This window comes from Paenibacillus sp. P4_A9 (assembly GCF_056402415.1).
This window is the reverse complement of record NZ_JBFUHL010000049.1, coordinates 17,735-40,246: the sequence shown is the minus strand read 5'-3', so window position 1 is coordinate 40,246 and position 22,512 is coordinate 17,735. Positions and strand designations below refer to the sequence as shown.

The 22,512-nt window shown below is 47.2% G+C and carries 19 protein-coding genes; 11 read left to right on the top strand and 8 right to left on the bottom strand.

Annotated features, from left to right (window positions below):
• The first annotated feature begins 17 nt into the window (after window positions 1-17).
• Window positions 18-1,115: a tetratricopeptide repeat-containing glycosyltransferase family 2 protein gene (locus AC1DVJ_RS23580; RefSeq protein ID WP_477593902.1), complete on the top strand. Its 1,098-nt coding sequence runs from the start codon at window positions 18-20 to the stop codon at window positions 1,113-1,115.
• 139 nt (window positions 1,116-1,254) lie between these two features.
• Here the strand turns inward: AC1DVJ_RS23580 and AC1DVJ_RS23575 are convergent, their stop codons facing one another.
• Complete coding sequence (locus AC1DVJ_RS23575) at window positions 1,255-2,094, bottom strand: phytanoyl-CoA dioxygenase family protein (protein WP_477593900.1); 840 nt, start codon at window positions 2,092-2,094, stop codon at window positions 1,255-1,257.
• 128 nt (window positions 2,095-2,222) lie between these two features.
• Here AC1DVJ_RS23575 and AC1DVJ_RS23570 point away from each other — a divergent pair, with 128 nt between their 5' ends.
• The 3 genes from AC1DVJ_RS23570 (at window position 2,223) to AC1DVJ_RS23560 (ending at window position 5,129) form a co-directional block, all read left to right on the top strand.
• Window positions 2,223-3,017 carry an AraC family transcriptional regulator gene (locus tag AC1DVJ_RS23570; protein ID WP_477593897.1) on the top strand — a complete coding sequence of 265 codons (795 nt, stop codon included), beginning with the start codon at window positions 2,223-2,225 and terminating at the stop codon, window positions 3,015-3,017.
• Between the two features lie 119 nt (window positions 3,018-3,136).
• Entirely contained in the window at window positions 3,137-4,288 is a 1,152-nt protein-coding gene (locus tag AC1DVJ_RS23565; RefSeq protein ID WP_477593895.1) for an MFS transporter, read from the top strand.
• Window positions 4,289-4,337: 49 nt separating this feature from the next.
• Window positions 4,338-5,129 carry a 3'-5' exonuclease gene (locus AC1DVJ_RS23560; RefSeq protein ID WP_477593891.1) on the top strand — a complete coding sequence of 264 codons (792 nt, stop codon included), beginning with the start codon at window positions 4,338-4,340 and terminating at the stop codon, window positions 5,127-5,129.
• 83 nt (window positions 5,130-5,212) lie between these two features.
• Here AC1DVJ_RS23560 and AC1DVJ_RS23555 read toward each other — a convergent pair whose 3' ends face one another.
• Window positions 5,213-5,587, bottom strand: coding sequence for a hypothetical protein (locus AC1DVJ_RS23555; RefSeq protein ID WP_477593889.1), 375 nt, complete (start codon window positions 5,585-5,587; stop codon window positions 5,213-5,215).
• A 187-nt stretch (window positions 5,588-5,774) separates the two neighbouring features.
• Between AC1DVJ_RS23555 and AC1DVJ_RS23550 the strand changes: the two genes are divergently transcribed.
• The 3 genes from AC1DVJ_RS23550 to AC1DVJ_RS23540 all read left to right on the top strand — a co-directional run bounded on the left by AC1DVJ_RS23550 (window position 5,775) and on the right by AC1DVJ_RS23540 (window position 12,359).
• Window positions 5,775-7,367, top strand: coding sequence for an SWIM zinc finger family protein (locus AC1DVJ_RS23550; protein ID WP_477593887.1), 1,593 nt, complete (start codon window positions 5,775-5,777; stop codon window positions 7,365-7,367).
• On the top strand, window positions 7,364-10,330 hold the full coding sequence (locus tag AC1DVJ_RS23545) for a DEAD/DEAH box helicase (protein ID WP_477593885.1): 2,967 nt from the start codon (window positions 7,364-7,366) through the stop codon (window positions 10,328-10,330). Before AC1DVJ_RS23550 ends, AC1DVJ_RS23545 begins: the two co-directional genes overlap by 4 nt.
• A gap of 574 nt (window positions 10,331-10,904) precedes the next feature.
• On the top strand, window positions 10,905-12,359 hold the full coding sequence (locus tag AC1DVJ_RS23540; RefSeq protein ID WP_477593883.1) for a stalk domain-containing protein: 1,455 nt from the start codon (window positions 10,905-10,907) through the stop codon (window positions 12,357-12,359).
• Between the two features lie 66 nt (window positions 12,360-12,425).
• Here AC1DVJ_RS23540 and AC1DVJ_RS23535 read toward each other — a convergent pair whose 3' ends face one another.
• Window positions 12,426-13,925 (bottom strand): MDR family MFS transporter, encoded by a 1,500-nt coding sequence (locus tag AC1DVJ_RS23535; protein WP_477593880.1) that lies wholly within the window; start codon window positions 13,923-13,925, stop codon window positions 12,426-12,428.
• 144 nt (window positions 13,926-14,069) lie between these two features.
• Between AC1DVJ_RS23535 and AC1DVJ_RS23530 the strand changes: the two genes are divergently transcribed.
• Complete coding sequence (locus AC1DVJ_RS23530; protein WP_477593877.1) at window positions 14,070-14,723, top strand: TetR/AcrR family transcriptional regulator; 654 nt, start codon at window positions 14,070-14,072, stop codon at window positions 14,721-14,723.
• A 4-nt stretch (window positions 14,724-14,727) separates the two neighbouring features.
• Window positions 14,728-15,567 carry an AraC family transcriptional regulator gene (locus AC1DVJ_RS23525; protein WP_477593875.1) on the top strand — a complete coding sequence of 280 codons (840 nt, stop codon included), beginning with the start codon at window positions 14,728-14,730 and terminating at the stop codon, window positions 15,565-15,567.
• A gap of 366 nt (window positions 15,568-15,933) precedes the next feature.
• Here AC1DVJ_RS23525 and AC1DVJ_RS23520 read toward each other — a convergent pair whose 3' ends face one another.
• The gene (locus AC1DVJ_RS23520; RefSeq protein WP_477593873.1) at window positions 15,934-17,364 is read right to left on the bottom strand and encodes a HEAT repeat domain-containing protein; all 1,431 of its coding nucleotides are present in this window, start codon (window positions 17,362-17,364) and stop codon (window positions 15,934-15,936) included.
• 128 nt (window positions 17,365-17,492) lie between these two features.
• Window positions 17,493-18,383, bottom strand: coding sequence for a sugar phosphate isomerase/epimerase family protein (locus tag AC1DVJ_RS23515; RefSeq protein WP_477593871.1), 891 nt, complete (start codon window positions 18,381-18,383; stop codon window positions 17,493-17,495).
• A 132-nt stretch (window positions 18,384-18,515) separates the two neighbouring features.
• Between AC1DVJ_RS23515 and AC1DVJ_RS23510 the strand changes: the two genes are divergently transcribed.
• The gene (locus AC1DVJ_RS23510; protein ID WP_477593869.1) at window positions 18,516-19,409 is read left to right on the top strand and encodes a helix-turn-helix transcriptional regulator; all 894 of its coding nucleotides are present in this window, start codon (window positions 18,516-18,518) and stop codon (window positions 19,407-19,409) included.
• Window positions 19,410-19,463: 54 nt separating this feature from the next.
• Entirely contained in the window at window positions 19,464-19,607 is a 144-nt protein-coding gene (locus tag AC1DVJ_RS23505; protein WP_477593867.1) for a hypothetical protein, read from the top strand.
• On the opposite strand, the gene trhA is transcribed toward AC1DVJ_RS23505, so the two are convergent.
• The 3 genes from trhA to AC1DVJ_RS23490 form a co-directional block, all read right to left on the bottom strand.
• Window positions 19,602-20,246 (bottom strand): PAQR family membrane homeostasis protein TrhA, encoded by a 645-nt coding sequence (trhA, locus tag AC1DVJ_RS23500; protein ID WP_477593865.1) that lies wholly within the window; start codon window positions 20,244-20,246, stop codon window positions 19,602-19,604. The two genes, AC1DVJ_RS23505 and trhA, sit on opposite strands and share 6 nt — an antisense overlap.
• A gap of 445 nt (window positions 20,247-20,691) precedes the next feature.
• Window positions 20,692-21,318 (bottom strand): glycerol-3-phosphate acyltransferase, encoded by a 627-nt coding sequence (locus AC1DVJ_RS23495; protein ID WP_477593863.1) that lies wholly within the window; start codon window positions 21,316-21,318, stop codon window positions 20,692-20,694.
• Entirely contained in the window at window positions 21,315-22,409 is a 1,095-nt protein-coding gene (locus AC1DVJ_RS23490; RefSeq protein WP_477593861.1) for a glycosyltransferase, read from the bottom strand. Before AC1DVJ_RS23490 ends, AC1DVJ_RS23495 begins: the two co-directional genes overlap by 4 nt.
• Window positions 22,410-22,512 lie beyond the last annotated feature (103 nt).

Genomic DNA, 22,512 nt, shown 5'->3' with positions numbered 1-22,512 from the left:
GAAAGTGAGTGAACACTATGATCACCATAAGCCTTTGCATGATTGTTAAAAATGAGGAGAATACACTTCGACCTTGTTTATCTTCCGTTGCGAAAGCGGTTGACGAGATCATAATAGTAGATACCGGTTCAACCGACCAAACGAAATCGATTGCAAGTTCCTTTACGGATCGCATCTACGATTTTAAATGGATAGATGACTTCTCGGCAGCGCGTAACTTTGCTTTCCGCCAAGCCACGAAGGAATACATTTTATGGTTGGATGCGGATGACATGTTAACAGAAGAAGATAGCAACAAGCTCGTAGCGTTAAAAAYAGATCTGGCGCCTTCGGTTGATTCGGTAACGATGTTTTATAATTATGCGTTTGATGAATTTGGCACCCCGACTTTCAGGTTTAAGCGTAATCGGTTGGTGAAACGGGAGAATCAGTTCAAATGGTTTGGAGCGATCCACGAATATTTGGAGGTTCGCGGAAATATTGTGGACTCTGACATTACCGTTACGCATTGCAGAATCCATAAGAGGAGCGACAGGAATATCAAAATATTCCAGAACAGGCTGCTGCGTGGAGAGACGTTCACGCCTAGGGACTTATATTACTACGCGAATGAATTAAATGATCACAACAAATACGCCAAAGCCATCATTTATTACAATAAATTTTTGGAAACCGGAAAAGGCTGGACGGAGGATGAAATCTCCTCCTGCAGCAAGCTCGCGGATTGTTACCAACAGCTAGGCAACAGTGAAATGGAATTACATTCCGTATTCCGCTCCTTTCAGTATGATAGTCCACGTGCCGAGTTCTGTTGTCGTTTAGGCTATTATTTTCTAATCCGCAAGCAATACGAACCAGCCGTTTTTTGGTACAAATTAGCAACAGAATTACAGGTTCCTGCACACAATTGGGGATTTGCTAATCCTAAATTTTCAACTTGGCTGCCACATTTACAGCTCTGTGTCTGTTATGACAATCTTGGGGATCATGCAAAAGCCTATACACACAATGAAATTGCCCGAAGCTACAGACCCGATGACCGGAATATCCTGCATAACAAAAAGTACTTTGAGTCCATTCTGCATGGATCGGACAGCTCTGAATCCGCAGAATGAGCAACAGCGGCTGCACCTTATGATACGAGGTGCAGCCGCTGCTTTTCGTTTGAATCTACTTTCTTCCTTGGACTTCTACTTCCAGATAAATCGGAAAAAAAGTCCCCTTTCCAATATCGGAAAGAGGACACTTTATTCACTAACATTCCGCCCCGCTCATCTCATTTGTAAAAAATCGTTTATACTCTTTCGGCGTAAGTTTAGCAGCAGAATCACCTGCATAATGAAACTGCAAGGCACGACGTTTTTTCGTTGATAGATTATACGGTGTTCCATGCTTGAGTAACCCGTGGAACAATAGGATTCCTCCAGGCAATAAGGGTACAGCAACATCCCTCTCCACTTGTACATGGGAATCGCAAAGCTGCCAATCCCGTATCGCATAATGAGGCGTTGCCCCATCGGCATGGGACCCAGGGATGACATGCATACAGCCATTATCCAGCGCAGCTTCATCTAATGCGATCCACACCCCAACGACTGCTTTCTCATAAGCCAAATTGCCGTAGGCCATATCTTGATGCCATGGCTTCTCACCACCACCATGCGGAGGCTTTAGCAACGCCATGTTCTGAACAAGTCTCGGAGTCTCACCCAGAATATCCTCAACCATTGCCAAAATGGCCGGATGCTCCGCAATCCTTCTCAACCGTTCTTCGACTTGCACAAAATCATTAAGCTTACGGATCGCATTCTCAAGCTCTTCTTCTGTTTTCAACTCACTTCTCGGTTTTGAGAACTGAATCTGTGCACCTTTATCATCTTTAAAAATAAGATCGTTCAGGGCTTCTATCGAGATCTGAATTTCTCCTTCATTTAATACATGTTCGACCGCTGCAAAGCCATCTCTCCGATAACTGGCAAGTTGGTTCTCATTCCAATTTTCATAGCCATCAATTTTATCTGCAATACGCTCATACCGATAAAGCTTAGCTGAAATTTCTTCGGGCGTTAGATTTGTTGCTTCTGCTTTCGCCATAATGAGTGCCCCTCCGTTTAAATAATTTGACTATTTATATCTTTATTATAAGAATAGAAGGTAGTAATATAAATGCAGTAAAGCACATGACAATTTGCACTATTTTACATAAGGAGCTGGTAGGTTACATGTCCTCATTCTCAACTCTGGAGCTGCAGCTAAACCCTTTCTTCGGAAAGGTACATTGTGAAGTGAATTGGAAATGGAGCCGCGAAAACGAACCCTTCACAGACTACGATTTCTGGTATGTATGGGATGGCGAAGGTGAGGTCACCTTAAATAGTAAGATTTACCCTGTTCGAGCAGGCGATTGTTTTCTCTTCAGACCTGGGGATCTATCGAGTGCCAAACATAATCCAGATCGCCCGCTCACGGTTACTTATATTCATTTCTCAGCCTTAGGGGATCATACACTTCCGATATCATTCCCGTCCTTCGTCCACTTCGATCCCGCGGAGTTCCATGAAAGCTACCTAGATCGTTTCGTACATGTACGTCTGACGGAAGCTTATGGGCACGAGGAAGAAGCACAAGCGTTGCTGAAGTTAATACTCTTGCTTTTTGAACGTCAAGCACCTGCTCATCAATCTCAAGGTGACCCTGCACGACGCCCGATGAACCGAGTGATGATGGATATCGCGGCGCAGATTAGGCAAGATCCTGGTCGTCAGCACAGTATTCAAGATTTAGCGAAAGAAGCCCATCTCTCACCACGCTACTTTTCTTTAAAATTTAAAGAGATCATCGGCCAAACGATTGAATCCTATCTCATTCAGAAAAGAATTGAGCGCGCCACTTATTTGCTGAAGCTCGGTATGAATGTTAGTGAAGTTGCTGAAGCGCTAGGCTATCGCAGCATTTATTTCTTTAGCCGCCAGTTCAAAAAAGTAACAGGCACTAACCCATCTGAGATCCGCTCGTGATAATTTTTATCGCTAATTAGAAAGCCGTTTTCAGGGACTGAAAACTTATCCATTCATTTGTGGTAAAATGTATCTCTACGACAGCATCGCGCTAGTACATCAAGGAAGGTTAGGTCAGCATGAATTCATCCAACTTATTACGATCTTTTAATTTTATGTATTTTGCTTTACTCGCACTTTTCGTTTCATTCCTGCCCGTCTACTTAGACGCACAGGGGCTTTCCACATCGCGGATCGGTCTCATCATCGGGACCGGCGGCTTTATCGCTATCTTTTCACAGCCGTTATGGGGGATGATTAGCGATCGGACGAAAACGATCAAAAAAGTCATGCTAGTCCTTATATTCTTCTCGACAATCATAGGATTTCTACTATATGACTCCAAAAGCTTTATCGTCCTTCTCCTATTCACCATGCTGCTCTACTTTTTCTTAATGCCGCTAGATCCTTTAACCGAAAGCCTTAATTTCCAGACCGCGGAAGCTGTGGGCACTAGCTATGGTTCTATCCGTACCTTCGGTGCGGTTGGGTATGCCGTGATGTCCTTGGTCGTTGGTTATTCCGCGCAGTACTTTGGCATTCATAGCTTAGCGTACCTTTTTGGCGGATTCGGATTGATCAGCTTGCTGATTTGTCTCGCGCTGCCTGATGCGCCAGTGACGGGTAAGCCGATCTCACTTCGAAGTCTACGAAATTTCTTAGGAAATAGAGAAACAATATGGTTTATGGTGCTTATCTTTATTTGCGCAGTTCCGCAACGGATCAACGACACGTTCCTTGGTGTTTATATCCGTGAATTGGGCGGCAGCAATCATCTGGTCGGTATCGCCTGGTTTTTGGCAGCGGGTAGTGAGATTCTGGTCTTTGCACTTAGCTTTTGGTGGCTACGAAAAGGCAAGGAATTAGCGCTTATTTCGATTGCTGCACTGTGTTATTTCTTGCGCTTCTTTATCAGCGCTTGGGTGACGGATCCGCATGTACTCGTCGCGATCCAACTCCTTCAAACCTTTACATTTCCCATCTTCTACTCGGCTGCGATTCAGTATTTATATCAAATCGTCCCTGAAGAATGGCGTGCTACGGGACAAACTGTTCTAGCCATCATTTTCTTCGGGATCTCAGGAATAGTCGCTTCATATCTGGGTGGATGGTTCTATCAAGTATTTGGTGGACAACAGTTATATATGTTGGTATCGGTTATGTCACTCTCTGGATTCATATTTAGCCTAGTGCTGCGTGCCGTTTATCGGAAACAGAAGATGGCAACCTAAGCTTTTTCTGCTAAAATGATAGGATAGAGATGAAACGGGGGCCCGCAACATGGATTACATTATATTAGACATCGAATTTAACGGTCGAAAGTTTGCCAGTGATTTACCGATGGAGGTTATTGAGATAGGCGCTGTTCGTTTAGACGCTTCTCTTAAGCAAATAGATGAATTTTCAGCTTTGATTAAGCCGGTCTATTTCTCCAAATTGAATGCTTTTATTAAGAAGAAAACAGGGATTCCCCAAGAAGATATCGATGAAGCCGCTGGCTTCCGAAAGGTAATTGCTGATTTCTTGGAATGGCTCGGACGGAGTGAGGAGCTGCTGTTGGTCACATGGGGCGGCGAAGATTTGAAACGGATCGTGTTTGATACCCGCATGCACAAGCTCGACGATGCTTATTGGATGGCTGCGGACTATTTCGACTTACTTAAGGGATTCACCCGCTTCAAAAAAGTAACGAATGACGTCAGCGTGGAAGCCGCACTTATTGATCTAAATATCGTAGCCGAGGGCTCTGCACATAGAGCCTTGGACGATGCCCGAATGACCGCGGACGTATTCCGCGCAATCTTCACCGATCTAGACTTTGATCGCAAGCAGCAATATGTCGATATGTACACGAATGCCAAAGAGCGCCGATTGATCAAAACGGCCGTGAAGACCATTACGACGCAGAAGGTCGTTCCGACCTGGGAGTTGTTTGTAGAAAAGTATTTCGCTGATAAAATTGAGGCGGCTGACGCTAAAAAGATTGCCGAAATGCAAACGCTATTCGCCGCGGAAGTGGCAAAGGGTGTGACAGCTTCTAAACCCCCTGGGAATACCGCGGCTTCGCAGTAAGCCCTAAAACAAAAAGCCAATCTACCGATTAACTTGCGTAGCAAGTGATCGTGTACATTGGCTTTTTTCTATATTCCTAACCACTACAGCTGATCCACGCCTAGTCGGTTCTGGTAGAAACCGTGGAACACTTTGTCTTTGGCCGTCTTTAATTCGTTGGACTGCAAGGCGAGCAAAGTTGCAGAAAGTTCTAAGAACCATACTTCATCTCTGAGCGATAAGGCGAGATCGATCATACTGCGCACGCTAGCTTCTGTATCCAGTCCGCTTACTGGCAATGCCTTCACACTGGAGAGTTTCACTTCAATTTGATGTCCAATAATTTCATCTTGATCAGAAGCGATGACATGAACGAAGGCGATACCATGCTGCCAAGCGATCGCTTCCACATATCCATGTACCATTTCATCATCACTTGTTGTTGCGACAACCCAATCACTAATTGCAATGTTCAACATACGCCTCGCCACCTTCACTAGAAATATTAGTGTATACTGTAATTATAATTATTACAGTAAGGAAAGTCAAGTGAAGGTTAAAAACAAGTGGAAAGTATAAATTGTCCCTGTAAAATTTACAAGTTGATCCCGACATTTTATAATAGAGACATGTGTTCCTATTGTAAGTACCCGAAGGAGTTTATTCATGTCTTCTACACCCGTTCTGAATGATGACCAGTGGTCGAAATTACTCGAGTATGTGGCTGAAACGTATAACGAAGTTACGCTAAGTCGAGGCTTTCATTTTTATAAACAGGAGATGGTTACATCTCTCATAATTGCTCCCGAGATAAGGAAGGTTCACGCCGTAGTAGAAGAGTTTGGCGAGAAATGTATGGTCGGGATTGACCTCAATCAATTGAAGACAAGTGAATGTACTTGCCCGGTGAAGTCTGCCTGTAAGCATGTCGCTGCCGCATTGATGGAGTTAGCCGATCGACAAGGCTATCCGGCTTCACAAATTATGAATGCCAAGATGGCGTTGAAACGGGTAGCTGCTCAGTCCTCTAACGTATCTACCTTGGAGAATCTGCCTGGGATGACCGTTGAGGGCTGGCACAAATTCATGGATCATTATACATATCACCTCAAGCCATCCTACGATCAATGGAACTATGTTGAATTACTGCGGGGGCAGCTCGCGAATCTCAAGCGAACGATGATTCCTTTCTCCGAGGCGGATCAGTTCTATTTCGATTTTCATCAGAGGCTATTCATCCTGCGTAAAATTGTCGAGCARAACGCACAAGCTGGCGTTACGTTTTATACGGCCGCAACCGTTTATCATTTGAGTGATGAGCTTGATGATTGGTTGAAGGAAGCTTCGGGTGCGTTGAACGGCTTAAGGAATAGAGAAAGATTAACACAGACTTCCTCTTATCTTCGTGCGCAAATGGCTATTGAGTCACCGAAAAAGCTACACCACTTCCGGGTGTTTACGACGTTTTGGGCTTTCAAGGTAGGGAAAGAGGAAAGCTTGGCTGATTCTGAGGTTACTAGTGAGGAAAACCTGATTGCTTCCGAGGTTACTGCATTTGAAGCGATGGAGGCTGCGGATCTCTCGCTTTCTCTCTGCGCAGGACGTGCGTATCTGTATCTTCGTCAAGCGAAGTCGAACAAAGCATGGGATGCCATTGCGTCGCACGCTTCCTTCAAGGAAGCGCCAGCGCTTCTGTTCCTGCCGTTCCTTGCCTACATGGAGCATGCTCAGGATTGGCGTGAGATTGTTCATTGGCTGCGAAGATTGAGTTCTTTTTATAGTGGAAAAAGACATCATGAGATCGAAGCGTACGCTGCTTATTGGAAACTTGCGGTTGCTCACACTGCTGACGATGCGGAAGCCTTCATGTGGGCGTCGTTAGAAGAACTACTACCTGCCTCCTACCGAATAATTGAGACGCTCTACTATGAGAGACGCCAATGGAAGCCATGGATCGAAATGCAAATTGCGCAGGGCTACGACCCGTTCACACATCGCGTGAATGTGCTTCAGCCCATTGAGAAGGAGTCGCCTGAGCTACTACTTCCCTATTATCATCAAGCTGTTGAGCACTATATTCGCCTCAAAAACCGTCATGATTACAAATCGGCCGTTCGTCTGTTGAAGCGTTTGGAAAAAGTATACAAAAAAATGAAGCAACCCGAACGATGGGAAGCATTCTTCACCCGATTCGTCAGTCGGTTTAGCAGGCTGCGCGCCTTGCAGGAAGAATTGAAGAAAGGGAAGCTGCTAGAATGAGCACCAAATTGCATGAAATGTCGTTATGTATGTCCCTAACGGATGGTGGAGATGCCTTGCTGTGGGGCTTCAAGGATGGAAGAGATGTCTCCGGCGATCACTTCCGTAAGTTATTGTTCACCTGGCATGCTCCTTCCCTATACGGCACATTACTTGAGACACAACAAGCTGGCGAGTTGGCAGTGACCATACTCCCTGTGGAGCAAGTGCTGCCTTTCTTTGCAGATCCGAACTTCATGGACATTGTTAGCTGGGAGATGGGTACGGAGTCMGCGCAACACATGCTGCGTGTGGCTCCGCTCCTCTATGAAGCCGCTCAGAAAGGGCTGTATATTCCGAGCTACGAGGACTTTCGTAATGGGCAGTTGAAATGGACTTGGGATCGCAGTTCAGATGAACTGGCGGAAATAGATTGGCACACGTTGGAACGGATGGATGACCTGGGTGAGGGTTTGAAGGGATTACGTGCTGCCTTTTCGGCTGCAGTCATGGAAGCGCATTATGCAGATGATGCAGCGATGGCGGATTTACGGCGGGATTATCCAGCTTTATTCACGGATAACCGGAGGGTGATTGTCGCAGATGATTCTCCTGCTGCATTCACCGAGAATGAATGGCTCTCTGCCATGGGCTGGCGACCGGATCTTGCGCCTTTCCGCCCTGCCTTACAGCTGCTAGAACCTGATGAACTCGAAGATGAGTGGCGACTGCGACTCGTGCTGCAGGATAAACATGACAGTACTTTGCTCACACCAATTCGCTTGCATGTGGATGGTACAGCTTCGGGCGCTTGGGCATCGGAATGGAGTCCCTTCGTCGTTGAGCGTGCTCCCGGTTGGGTGACTCGGTTGCTTGAAGCTTTACCTCGTATGGCCGATGACGGGGAATTGCTCGCGCATCCAATGAGCGATGACTCGGCTTGGACATTCCTGACCAAGGACAGTCGTATTTTGCTAGAGGACGGCTGGAATGTGATGTTGCCAGCCTGGTGGGAAGCAGCAGCTAAACGGAAGCCCCGACTCAGTGCTAAGGTCGCTGCAGAAGCAGGCGGCGGTGCTGGCGGTGGCGGCAAAAGCGAGTCCTTGTTTGGCATGAACTCGCTCGTCAATTTCGATTGGCGAATTGCCATCGGAGATTCCGAATTGAGCGAAGCCGAGTTCAACAGCCTGCTCACCCGCAACGAGCGGCTTATCCGTTTCCGCGGGCAGTGGATCTATTTGGACCCCGCTTTCTTAGATCAAATTCGCAGATTGATGGATAGCATTGATCCGGCTGAGGGCTTATCTCTGCAAGATATTTTCCAACTTCATTTATTGAGTGAATTGGAACGAGATAAGGTGAAGTCTTCGTGGGATGGCGAGAGTCATGATGAGATTGATTCAGAAGAAGAAGCCCGGTTACAGCTAGAGGTTGAGCTGAATGAGCATCTGTTAGTGATGTTACGGCAGCTTGCACAGCCTTCAGAGTTAGAGCTTATTCCGGTGCCACAAGGGTTGCGCGCCGAGCTTCGTGGTTATCAGCACCAAGGGTTTACATGGTTGAGTTACCTGCGGAAGTTCGGGCTTGGCGCTTGCTTAGCCGATGATATGGGACTTGGTAAAACTGTCCAATTCATTACGTATTTACTGCACCATAAGCCCGTCTCTGAGCAGCCTGCTCTACTCATCTGCCCGACTTCCGTGCTTGGCAACTGGCAGAAGGAGCTTGCGCGCTTCGCTCCTGAGCTTAACGTCATGCTGCATTACGGGAAAAGCCGATTGAGTGGCGGTGCATTGGATGATGCTTTGACAGGAGTCGATATTGTCCTCACCTCCTACACGACAGCACTCATGGATCAAGAGACACTTCAGCCGTACACATGGAGCTCTCTCTGTCTGGACGAAGCGCAGAATATCAAAAACGCCCAAAACAAACAGTCCGCCGCGATCCGTTCGTTGAACGCAGTTCATCGGATAGCCCTTACGGGTACGCCGATTGAGAATCGATTATCAGAGCTGTGGTCCATTTATGACTTCCTGAATCCGGGCTACCTCGGGAATCAGCGCGGCTTTCAAATCCGCTTCGCGAATCCAATTGAGAAGCATCAGGATGCGGAACGGACCTCGCAGCTTCAGCAATTGGTTAAACCTTTCATGCTGCGCCGCAAAAAGAAAGATCCGGCTATCCAGCTCGATTTGCCGGACAAGCTGGAAATGAAGGTTTACATCAACTTGACGGCAGAACAAGGCGCCATGTACGAGCAGACCGTCAAGGATCTCATGGAGCGGATGCAAAAGCTCGAGGGCATGGAGCGCAAAGGCGCGATCCTTGGCGCTTTGACACAGCTGAAGCAGCTGTGTGATCATCCGATGCTGCTCACGAAGGAAGCGGAGCTGGCCGAGGAAATGGCACAGAGCGAGGATGGACGCGGTGAATTGGTGCTGCGCTCGGCGAAGCTAGAGCGGTTGGTTGCGATGGTCGATGAGCTCCGCGACGAGGGCGATTCGTGTTTGATCTTCACGCAGTATGTGGGCATGGGCCGCATGCTGGCGAATGTGCTTTCGAAGCAGCGCGGAGAGCCGGTGTTCTACCTCAACGGGAGCACGCCGAAGCAGGAGCGCGACCGCATGATTGATCGGTTCCAAGCCGCCGACGGCGATGGACCGAATATCTTCGTGCTGTCGCTGAAAGCCGGCGGCGTGGGGTTGAATTTGACCGCGGCAAACCACGTGTTCCACTTCGACCGCTGGTGGAACCCCGCGGTCGAGAACCAAGCGACAGACCGCGCTTATCGGATGGGCCAAACGCGGAACGTGCAAGTGCACAAGTTCATCTCGCTCGGCACGCTCGAAGAACGGATCGACGAGATGCTCGAGAGCAAAATGAGCCTCAGCGACAACGTCATTTCCTCCTCCGAAGGCTGGATTACCGAGCTTTCGAATGATGAGCTGCAGGATTTGTTTACGCTGCGGAAGTCTTGGTAATTGAGGATTCACCTGTATAGGGGCTGTCTCCGTGTAGATCCATCTACGCGGGGATGGCCCCTTATTGCATTGTTTGGGGCGTGGGTCATCGGCCTCGACTAATTCGATAAAATCGACTTAGTGACGCTGGAATATCCAGCCTCAGGTAGCCTCAGCTACTCGAACTGTCATTCTGACGCTGGAATATCCAGCTTCAGGTAGCTTCAGCTACTCGAAATGACATTCTGACGCTGGAATATCCAGCTTCAGTTAGCCTCAGCTACTCAAAATAACATTCTGACGCTGGAATATCCAGCTTCAGGTAGCTTCAGCTACTCGAAATGACATTCTGACGCTGGAATATCCAGCTTCAGGTAGCCTCAGCTACTCGAACTGACATTCTGACGCTGGAATATCCAGCTTCAGGTAGCCTCAGCCACTCTGTAGTTGGTCGCTGCAGCCCCGGTTGTTTTCCCCACCTTGAGCCACATCAATAGACATGCGTCTTAAACACCACATCGTATCCGAATGTTATAATGACTGTATATATTTCAGCAAATTTCGACATCCAAGTTACTAAAAGGAGACGCTACTTATGTTTCATAGAAAGCTTTTCATTCCTGCTGCTTCCCTGCTTCTTAGCGCAGCTCTTTTCACTAACAGTGCACCAGCATCTGCCGCCTACTCCTCATCTGTCAACGCGTCTACGAAATTAGTATACGCTGCCGGTAAAAATTTCACTGTTAAGGTTGTCACGGTTGACCTCACCGATCCAACGCTAGAACTCGTTCCTGCATTAGCAGACGGCGGGATCGGACATGACGATGCCATGCAATCGATCGTAGAGCGAGAGAACGGTGTCGCTGCGATTAACGGAACTTTTTTCAACGCGTACGAGTCTGATCCTTATATCCGCTACCCCAACGGGACGCTGCTGAAATCTGGCGAGCCCATGCATTCCGGGGAAAATCAGACGTTATTTCTGAACAAAGATAAAGTGCCAGACATTCAGTTCGTCAATCTCGACATAGCCATTCGCACCAGCGAGGGTGGCGGCACTTATACCATTAATCCTTGGGGTATTAACAAATATTACGGAGAAACGAGCACCGACCAGATTGTCTGGTATACGTCGGATTTTGGACGCTGGATCGGCTTTCCAAATGGGACCAAAGTGGTGATCAGCGATGGACTTGTCACACGAATTACGCAGGAATCCGTATCAGTCCCGGAAGGCGGTTATGTGCTATTTGTCGGCAACAGTGCCAACAATAAGCAGAACGTGCTGACCAAGTTGGACGTTGGTGATAGAATTACGAAGGATATTATTGCGAAAGGTGAAGGCGGAAGCAACCTCGATGCCAAAACATGGCTGTCCGCAATCGGCGTAGGTCCGAAGCTTGTTACGAACGGCTCCTCGGATATCAATGTTAAACGAGATGGCTTTACGGACCCTAAAGTTACGCAATCTTCCGCTGCTAGAAGTTTCGTTGGTATCGACAGTGCCAACCGACTCGTTATGGGAACCGTACCAAGCGCTACCTTGTCAGAGCTTGCTGCGATTTCGATCGCACTCGGATTGAAAGAAGCGATGAATATGGATGGCGGCTCCAGCTCCGGTCTTTATGCTAACGGAACCATGATGACCTACCCGGGTAGGAAACTCAGCAATGCGCTCGTCGTTCGCAAGCTGGATAAGCCTAAAGTACAAATTGATATTAATGGCCAATACATTTCGGATTTTTCTGGTTTTATCGATAAAGAAACGACTGTCGTCCCGATTCGTCCATTTATTACTGCATTGAACGCCAATTTTTCTTGGGATGCTGCATCTAGAACAGCGACCATTACCAATGCTGGCGTCACGTTGAAGCTGAAGGATGGCAGCTCCGTTGCTACTGTGAACGGAAAGTCCGTTTCCGTGCCAGTCCCCTTGCAAATCATGGGCGACAGCCGGATGTACGTTCCGCTTCGCCTAGTCGCCGAGTCGCTCAAAAGCACTGTCGAGTGGAATAGCAAGCTGTACCGCGCATCGGTACGCCTGCCTTAAAAAGCAACAAAAAAGACAGCCTGTAAGTAGTAAACAACTACTTACAGGCTGTCTTTGCTAGTTAGCTTAGTGCAATCCCTCTAACGCAACGTCTGTGCGGGCTTCTTGATGCGCTACCGTCTTGCCGCGGCGCAGGAAGAGTCCAAGAACAATGCCACATATAGCAATCACCATCATGACTTTGAATGTATAGCCAAATGCATCAGGCGCTACGGAAATCATCGATTTCTGCATCTCTGCTGGGGAACCCACAGGAAGCTTTTGCTCTGTAATCAAAGTTGTCACGCGGGAAGTAAGAATCGTCACCACGATCGCAACACCGAACGAGCTGATAACTTGCTGCATAGCACTCGTCAACGATGTGACGCGACTGACGAGATCTTGCGGAGCTTTTTTGATCAAATGAGAATTGATTGGCATCATCATAAGACCCATACCTGCACCAGCCATAGCTAATGGTAAGATGAGATCCGTTCTTTGCGTAGCCAAATCCATGTGAGAATATTGGAAAATCGCTCCTGAAACTAACGTAAGACCAATAACGACTAACCATCGAACGCCAATTTTATCAAATAAATAACCACCAATTGGCATCATTAGACCAGACGCGATGGCTTGCGGGAACGTGGTCAACCCCGATTCGAAAGCGCCGAAACCACGCGCCTGCTGCAAGAATTGCGGAAGTAGGAAGATCGCACTGAACATACAGAATTGGATCACCCATTGAATGAATATACTGAATGAAAAATCGAACGATTTGAACACGCGCAGCTCAAGTAAAGGAATTTTCGCTTTCAACTCCACGATAACGAAAGCAATTAAAGCAAGCGCACCGACAATCATACCGCCAAGCGCTTTATCGGAAGTCCACCCAGAAGCACCTTGTGAGATCCCGTAAGATAACGATGCGAAAGCAATCGGGCCCAGAATCATCCCCGGCAGGTCAAAGCCAGCAACCTTTTTACGAGCTACAACAGGTAATTTCCATAATCCGAAAATTAAGCTAAAAATACCGACAGGCAGATTAATTAGGAAAATCCAGTGCCACGAGTGGTACTCAACTAACCAACCTGACAAGATTGGTCCAATGGCTGGTGCTAACAAAATAGGTACGCCTAGCATACCCATAACTTGACCGATTTTGTTAGGAGGACTAAGTCTGTATACATAAGCCATAGCGACAGGCATAACGAAGCCCCCGCCCAAGCCTTGCAGGATACGGAAGAAGATTAACATTTCAGCACTGTTAGGTGTCGCACATAAAAGTGACGCTATTGTAAATAAAAACACTGACGTTAGGAAGACATTCTTCGCGCCAAAACGGTCTGATAACCAACCTGCTAACGGAATTACTGCAGCGGATGCCAACATATAGCCCGTGACTGCCCATTGGATTGTAGGTAGATCTGTTTTGAAGTCAACCACCAACTTAGACAATGCAACATTCATTGCTGTCGTGTCGAGAATAACCATGAATATGCCCGTAATAATGGCGATTAGCGGCACCAGAATGCTCGTAAACTTAAATTCTGGCTCCGTTCCACCGGATACTGCTGTTTGACTCATTCCTAACTCCTCCTTAGACAATCTCTCTCTCATCGTGTTACAATATATGCGGGACAATTGTCCGCTACTTCATGTTACGGACAATTGTCCGCAAAGTCAAATGATTTTTTCATGGACGATCTCTCTATCAGGAGGAACGAATAGATGAAACATCCAGATGATCATAACCTTGTTTTTTGTGAATCCGCTAAGGAAGACATTTCACCAAGCAGCCGTCGTGGAGAACGTGATACAGAGTATCGCCGTCGCATCCTTGCTGCTGCTCGAACCCTTCTGGAAACGAATGATATAGAATCCGTTACTATGCATCAAATTGCGAAGGAATCCGGTGTGGGCCAAGGAACCTTGTACCGCCGCTATGCGAATATTGGCGATGTATGCAGCGATTTGATCAAGTCCACTACCACGCGATTTATTAATAATCTTGAAGAAAAATACGCAAGAGTTACGCCGGGCGGATCTGGGCAAGAACAGTTATCTGCTTGCATTCATGATGTTATCGATTTCGTCGATGAGAATGTCACACTCTTGTTCGTCATCTCCTCCATGCATGCGGACAAACGCAGCGTCAGCATTCACAAAAAGCCATTTTTTATCAGACTTCGTAATATTCTTGCGCCACTGATTCAACATTCCGTTCAGCATGGCGAGATCGCGGACATTGATGTCCCCTTAACGGTCAATACGATTCTGATTTCACTTTTTCCAGATCAATACTTGTACCATAAAGAAGTACTAGGATACACGAAGCAGCAATTTACGGACGGTATATGTCGACTTTTTGTAAAGGGAATATAAAGCTATGAAATCAGAAATGAATGCAAGCCAGCGTACCTTTTGGAAGAAATACATTGCTAAAGCGAGAATCGATGTCGACTATGCGGCATACACGAAGGTTCCGAAAAACTGGAATGACGAGAATCCTGCCTGTCCAGTAAATCGGCTGTATTTTATCATGGAAGGTGAAGGCTTTGTAAAAGTAGGCGATCAAACTTACTATCCACGGCCCGGCGAGCTCTACCTTCTTCCTGCTGGCAGTGACCAAGCCTATGGGACAATTAGTGATGATACCTTCGGCAAATATTGGTCCCATTTCACAGCGAAAATCGGGGATTTGGATCTCTTTCAGATTCTGCAAACCACACCTTCCATTGTCGTCAAGGATCCAGTAGCGCTTCAACAAACTTTTGAAAAGTTGATCGCCTATCGCCAAAGTGATGCCTTATCGGCTGAGTTCCGAGTTACTGGCATCCTACATGAGCTTATCGCAGAATTTATTGATGGCAATGCATCTGTGAAGCTGAATTTAGCAACAACACCGACCCACGAGAAAATGAATAGTGTACTGCGTTACATGGAGCAGCATATGGCGGATCAAGTTTCAATAGAAACATTGGCGCAGCTCGCGCATTATCATCCGAATTATTTCATCAACGCGTTCAAACAGTTTACGGGGTACTCTCCGATTCAATATATGAACCATCTGCGTTCGGAAAAGGCCAAAGATCTGCTCATGACCACGGAGCTAAATGTCTCCCAAATTGCCGATTCCTTCGGCATGGAATTGTCGTATTTCTCCCGTATGTTCAAGGAACAAACGGGGTTTAAGCCGACCGCATTCCGCGATTTGCGGCCGCGGTGAGTTATGGTTGCGGTTGTAAGGGGCCACGGGCGTTCGATGAGGACCATTTGGCGGCCACTTTATGATTATAAACTTGGCAAACGGGTGCCTGCGCAAATTTAACTGTAAAAAATGTAGGTAATTTCTTATAAAACTAGCTAAAAATCAATATAGATGGAAAACCTCCATCTATTATCTGGGGATCTTCTCCTTTCGTCGGAAAGCGCCGAAAATAACGGGATATTTTCCAGTTATTTCAATTTATCTAGTGATTTTGTGAGAAATAGCTGTACAATTTCCATCTTTTGTTGGATGCTACACACAAAGCCCCCACATCGAATCACCTTCGATGTGGGGGCTTTGTCGCTGCCTATCGGAACTAGGCGCTTACGGATAAAAAGCATTCTTTGCTGTCGTCGTTGGACACCAACGCGCGTTCAGCAGGAACTTAATGAGCGTATCCTTTGCTCGCTCTGTTCCGATGTAGTGGAGGGATTCCGCCGCATGGGCACGCACATAGCGGTTCTCATCATCCAAGGCGATTTCCAATTGGGGAATCGCTGCCTCGGCACTTGCCCCTAAGCGGGACAAGGCTAGGCTTGACATAAACCGTACCTGTGCACTCTCATCCTGCAGCGCCCCCGCTAAGCTGGCGACCACTTGATCGTGCCCGGTTTCCATGAGACCAAGGGCATCAACCACAGCACAGCGAATCGTCTCCGACGGATGCTGCATCAAATTCACAAGTGCAGGTACTACTTCGCTAGCAAGTCCCCTTAGTTCACCAAGTGCAAACACGGCATGCGCAATGACTTCCTCGGAATTCGCTTCCGCTCCCTCATTCGCACCCGCCAAAGCCGCAACCAATCCATCAACCGCATCACTTCCCGCTACAGATAAGCCATATGCAGCAATCCGCGACACATTTTTAGTATCGCTGTGAAGTCCTTGAAGCAATGCGTCCACGCCACTCTGTCCATTCGCCGCAAGCTCATAAGCAGCGTTAATCGCATCCGGCTCGAAGCTGCTCAATCCCGCTGCCAATTCTTTGATCCGATCTGGATCGGAAGCAAGGGTATTGGCGATGCTGCCGACTTGTCCAGACAGCCAATTCCACGACTCTTCCCACATCAGATCATGCTCTGCGATCGGCAATTGTAAACCCTCAGGCTTCCGCCATCCGCTCTCTTGATTATTCCAGCTTGGCGATTGCGGCATTTCGGTACGCATGAATTCAAACTTTAACATATAACGTGGCTGACCCAGCACATTCGGCGTAGACCGGTGCCATATATCATAATGAATCAGCGCAAAAGTACCCGCTTCCCCACTCGCCAAAACCTCTCCCGCTTGCTCATTTCCTTCAAAGGTTCTTGTTTCATAGTTTTGCGTTCCTGGCAGGATGCCCGTCGGTCCTAATTCCACAGGTGTATCCTGCGGGAAATACATGATCATAGCCCATTGCGGGTGATGATTGCGCATTCTTTTATAACCCCAATAGCTATCTTTATGCCAACCACCGGCTACGCTAGATGCATTGAAATGCCCATGCCGATGCGCATGCATCATATAGTTAGGCCCTAGAACACTGGTTAATGCACCAGTTACGACGGGATGATCGAATACTTTACGCAGCTCACGAATTCGAGGCAAAAGATTGTTGCCTGGATTGCCCTCTTCGGTATACACCGTGTTCAACTGTTCAACTAGACTTTCATGGAACTCACGTGGAAAATCGGTTTTGAGAAGTAAGCAGCCATTCGTAATAAATGATCTCATTTGCTCATCGGTCAATAATAAAGGCGCGTTGCTTTGCATTGTCTCTGCCTCCTTGGCATGTAAGAAATGTGTAATCCATGCCTTTATTATATGAATGATGCTTTAGACATTAAATAAACAATCTTAATCCGTACTAGCACAAAATTAAGGTGTTATTATCCACCTAGTTACACAGGGTTTGGTACAAAATCACCACCGCGACAGCGCTTCAAATAATTCAACGCGTGTACTTGTCCTGTCATCTCCAGCTCACCACGATACACAGGATCATGCCAACCTTCGATATCAATCGTGCCTTGATAACCGTTCTGACGAAGAATCGTAATGACGTCCGACCAGTTCGTATCTCCGAAGCCTGGCGTACGATGCCAGACGAATTCTTGACTCCCATGAACACCGTACTCCCGAACAATGTCCCATGCAATTGTCGCATCTTTCCCATGTACATGAAACACTTTATTCACCCATTTACGCAGCTGTGGGATTGGATCAATCAGACTCACCATTTGATGGCAGGGCTCCCATTCCAACCCGAGATGAGCAGACGGAACGGCATCAAACATCAAATTCCAAGCCGTCGGATTATGCGCAATGTTCCAGTCACCCGTTTTCCAGGTACCACCCATATCACAATTTTCAAAAGCAATACGAACCCCGCGATCCTCTGCTCTACGCGCAAGTTCGCCAAACACTTCTTTGAACTTAGGAATAGACTCTTCAATTGGGCGATCTGTAATCCGGCCTGTGAAGCCATTAACAATATCAGCGCCAAATAAATGTGCGTGATCAATTAATCGCTCCCAGCTAGCGAGTGTATCCCGATTATCCCCAGTGCCAGTAAGCGGATTACCAAAGATGCCAACAGCCGAGATGACAGCATCATGCTCGTCAACAATTTCAGCTACACGTTTAGCTGTTTCCTTCAAATCAATCTCACCTGTTGTTTGCCAAAAGGTCAGACTGTACGATTCGAAGCCATGCTTGGCAATCTGCGGAATAACACGAATCGCATCACCCCCACCGACTAAAGTTCCAATTCGAAGCTTACTATGCGCCATTGAAAATCACTCCTAATTTGGTGTAAAGTTAAGATATATTTGTATTATAGCTAGGATTATCCCTAATCACCCTATCCAATATTGCGCTATTTAAGTCTTATCTTGCATCTTCAAGAAATGAGAGGCGACCCGATGACCTATCCGCAAGATTTAAAAGAACGAACGCCGCTTTGGGACAGCAATTACCCAATACGTTTCTATAGAAACCGTCCTTCACATAGCGCGAAGGATGATACTATTCTGTATCTGCATTGGCATGAGCATTTTGAAATCATTGATATGCAATACGGAAAAGCAGTGTTTCATATTGATAGCAGGCCGTATGAGGTCGAAGCTGGTGACCTGCTTTTCGTCCCTGCTGGTGCTTTGCACGTGGGCTATAGCTTATCTGATGAGCCAATGGAATATGTAGCGGTTGTGTTTAATGCGTCCTTGCTGCGGATGGTAAACCCCGATGCTGTCTATGAACGCTACATTTTGCCCTTTCTTGACGGACGCGTACTTCCACCAGCCATGCTGAAAATCAAGGATGAACAAGCAGCCCCCTATCACCGAATCATTCGGGAATCGACAGCTGAATTTGAACAGAAGAATCCCGCATATGAGCTTGTGATCAAACTCAATTTCCAATTGCTATTCACCTTGTTATCGCGACAATTTCTGCCAGAGAAATTCGCTGCCAAGCCTGTTCCTGTTAGGCATACGGAAGCATTCAAGCCATTGATTCAGCAGATGGAAGCTCAGCTATCCGAGCCTCTTTCCGTGGAACAAGCAGCGCGAATTGTGAATCTGAATCCGTACCATTTTTGCAAAACCTTCAAAAAACTTACCGGACGCACCTTCATCGATTATATGAACTGGCTGCGGATCAATGAATCCGTCCGTTTACTTCGCGAAACCGAATGGACGGTTACGGAAATTTCAGAGCGAATTGGCTGCGGGAATGCGAACTATTTTACGAAAATGTTCAAGAAATATAAAGGCTTCCCCCCATCTGATGTTCGCAGAAATCTAGCCAAAGCGTAGCGACTTGAACTTCTCCAAAACAATTCTAGATAACATGGATGTGGATGTGAGCCAATGTTGGACGGAACGCAACTCTTGGAGCAAGCTGGCGAGTTGATTTGGCAGGAAAGCTGCGAAGTGGCCGAAGGAAAGCTTACGAAGGCTGAAATACTTGGTCAAACAGAGTTCAGTATTAATCGGATCGGACCAAGCTTATAGGATGGCTGGCATCACGTAGCAATAGACTGTGATAAAGTGGCAGGTACTTCCAGCCAGAACAAACAGGTGCCAGATGGTATGGTGATAGCGTAATTTTCGCCAGAGGAAAAAAGGGACACCCACGATATAGCTCATCAATCCGAGCCCGAGCCAAACAAACGCCATGTGGGGCAGTCGTACATATAACGGGACGATGAAGATCATCATGAAGGCTCCCATGCTCAAGTAAAACAGCAGCCCCCATGGCATAAATCGCCCAATAATGAGATGCACATATCGCACACCGCCGAACGCTAGCGCCCAAATGACGATGAGAAGTTCAATCGCCATGCGGCTGTGCCAAGTGATGAGCAGGAACGGCGTGTATGAACCTGCCATGGCGATGAATATCGCCGCATGATCCAGCTTTTCGAAGCGTCTCCCCCATCTGGGTGAGCGAATGCCATGCAGCAGCGTCGAGGACACATAGAGTAAGCAAAACGAAGCTCCGAAAACAACATTGCTCGCCGTGTATAACCAATCTTCAAAAAGCGCAGACCGCTGCAATAGCAAGATGAGCCCGTAGACGCTTAAACACACGCCAATTCCGTGGCTGACCGTGTTTAAGCGTTCTTCTTTTCGTGTAAGTCGATCCTCCATGAGCCGTGACACTCCTTTCGCGTGTATACCCTAGTTTTTCCCACGGAGGGGGTGCGTATGTATGGGTGATGGGGTGAGTGAGTTACTAGGCTTTTTCGAGTAACTTCACTCATTCAGCTCTCGAGTAGATGAGGTGTTGTGAAGCTGGTTATTCCAGCGTTAGAGTGTCAGTTGGAGTAGATGAGCCGCTGGGAAGCTGGTTTTTCCAGCGTTAGAGTGTTTGTTGGAGTAGATGAGGTGCTGGAGCACTCGAAACACAACTACCGCATCCTAAGAAAATAAAMACGCCGCTAGCTCCGGCAAAAGGAGGTAACGGCATGTGCTTCACGCATAAAAACTTTAATATCTTCAAAATACCAAATTCTTGGGTACTTAGCAAAACAAACATGCTTTTAAATGTAAGAAGTAAGTGGTAAGAAGTAAGTGGTAAGAAGTAGGCCCCCCCTCAATGCTGAGACCCTTCTTTCTGCTCCTTCTTCCTATGCACCAATGCAGCCAACTCTTTCCTATGCTTCAGCATGATCAGCAGCGTGTTCCCCAACCACACCCATAGCAGCACGGCGGCAGCATCCCTCACATACAGATAAACGCCCAAGAGCAGCATCCCGATCACCACCTGCTGACCATCAGCCTCCGACGATATGGGCTTCCATTTGTAGATAACCTTCATCCCACCTAGCATGACTGCCAAAATAACAGCCAAAGCAAGCGACACCTCGAACTGTGTCAATCCACTCCAAACGCCGAAGGTGACGGCGATGGCCTTGCCCCCTTTTCCACGTAAAAAAGGTGAAAAAGCATGCCCGAGGATTGGCGCAAGCGCAATTGGGATCAGTCCATACCCTGACATTCCGCCAACCTCAACGGCCAGTAATATGACTAAATACCCTTTAATAAAATCCAGCAAAACCCCGACAATGCCCAGCCGATAACCCGCCGCTTTCCATAAATTGAGAGCACCAGGATTGCCGTCACCGACACTCCTAAGATTTTTCCGAGCCAACCGACCTAGCCAGTAACTAAACATGAGCGCACCCGATATAAAAGCACAAAGCGTCCAAACGATGATCATTGCTCTCGCCTGCTTCCTACTTTGACGTGCCGTCCTTTCCAGGCCACATGTCCCAGAAATACGACCTGATACACCGAGTACAGCATGACCATAATGAAAAATAACGTCGACACTACATGCAAGACAGGCATAACAATGCCAAACATACCAACGTATTTTACAAAATAAAAGAGCTGTGCCATGTAAAGTAGGTAGCCGATTAGAAGCGGAACGCCCCATGAGGTTGATAGGAAAAAAGGGAAAGCTGATGAGAGGATCAGCCCAATGACCCAAATCGCGGTTAGCGTGAGTGTGCCTGCTTTTATCTTAGACGTACTGAGTACAGCGCCTTTGCCGAAGCCTTGGATCTGGCTTTTTAACCCCTGAGGATACATGCGGAAAGAAACCAGCCCATAGCCGATAAAATTGTTCACCGGGATGCCTGCCCTAGCATAAGCACCGCCAAGATTCAGATCGTCCAGCATTTCCGACTTAATGCCTTCATGGCCCTTGATTGATTCATAATCTTCCCTTGTCGTTAAAATACAGGACCCATAGAGGCCCTTCTGTGCATTATTATTTTCAAAAGGAGATGTAAACGCGTATACGCCAAGCACGTTGAAGATAAGCGCCAGCCTCTCTCGTAGATTCTCCGTATAATGGTAGGGTACAATGGATAGGACTCCACCTAATTTATTCCGCGCCTTCACCAAACATTCTAAAGCTCGAGGTGCAAAGCGAATATCTGCATCCAGGAAAGCAATGAGATCCCCCGTCGCATGGGAGTAGCCATTCCATACAGCCCAGTTTTTGCCCGTCCACCCGTCAGGCAGCTCCGGATTCGAAATGACTGTAACCCCATAGCTTTCCGCGATTTCTTTGGTTTGGTCGATCGAAAAATCATCCACGACGATGATTTCATAGGGCTCCAATGTTTGAATTTTAAGCGAGTGAAGCAAATGAGGTAGATTGTCCGCTTCATTTCTAGCCGGAATAATAATAGACAGCTTAACATCATTCATAGCTTGATCCGCGCTGCGTGGTATCACATGTCTCCTGAAAATCACGAAACCAGACAGACAGCCGAGTATACATAGTACTAGAAGCGCCATCCTTAGAACTCCTCCTTCGCATCCCGTTGTCAACGGATCCTGAACGAGCCCATTTTTCGATCCGGTAATACAGGCTATATAAATGTATATGAACCATCAATCG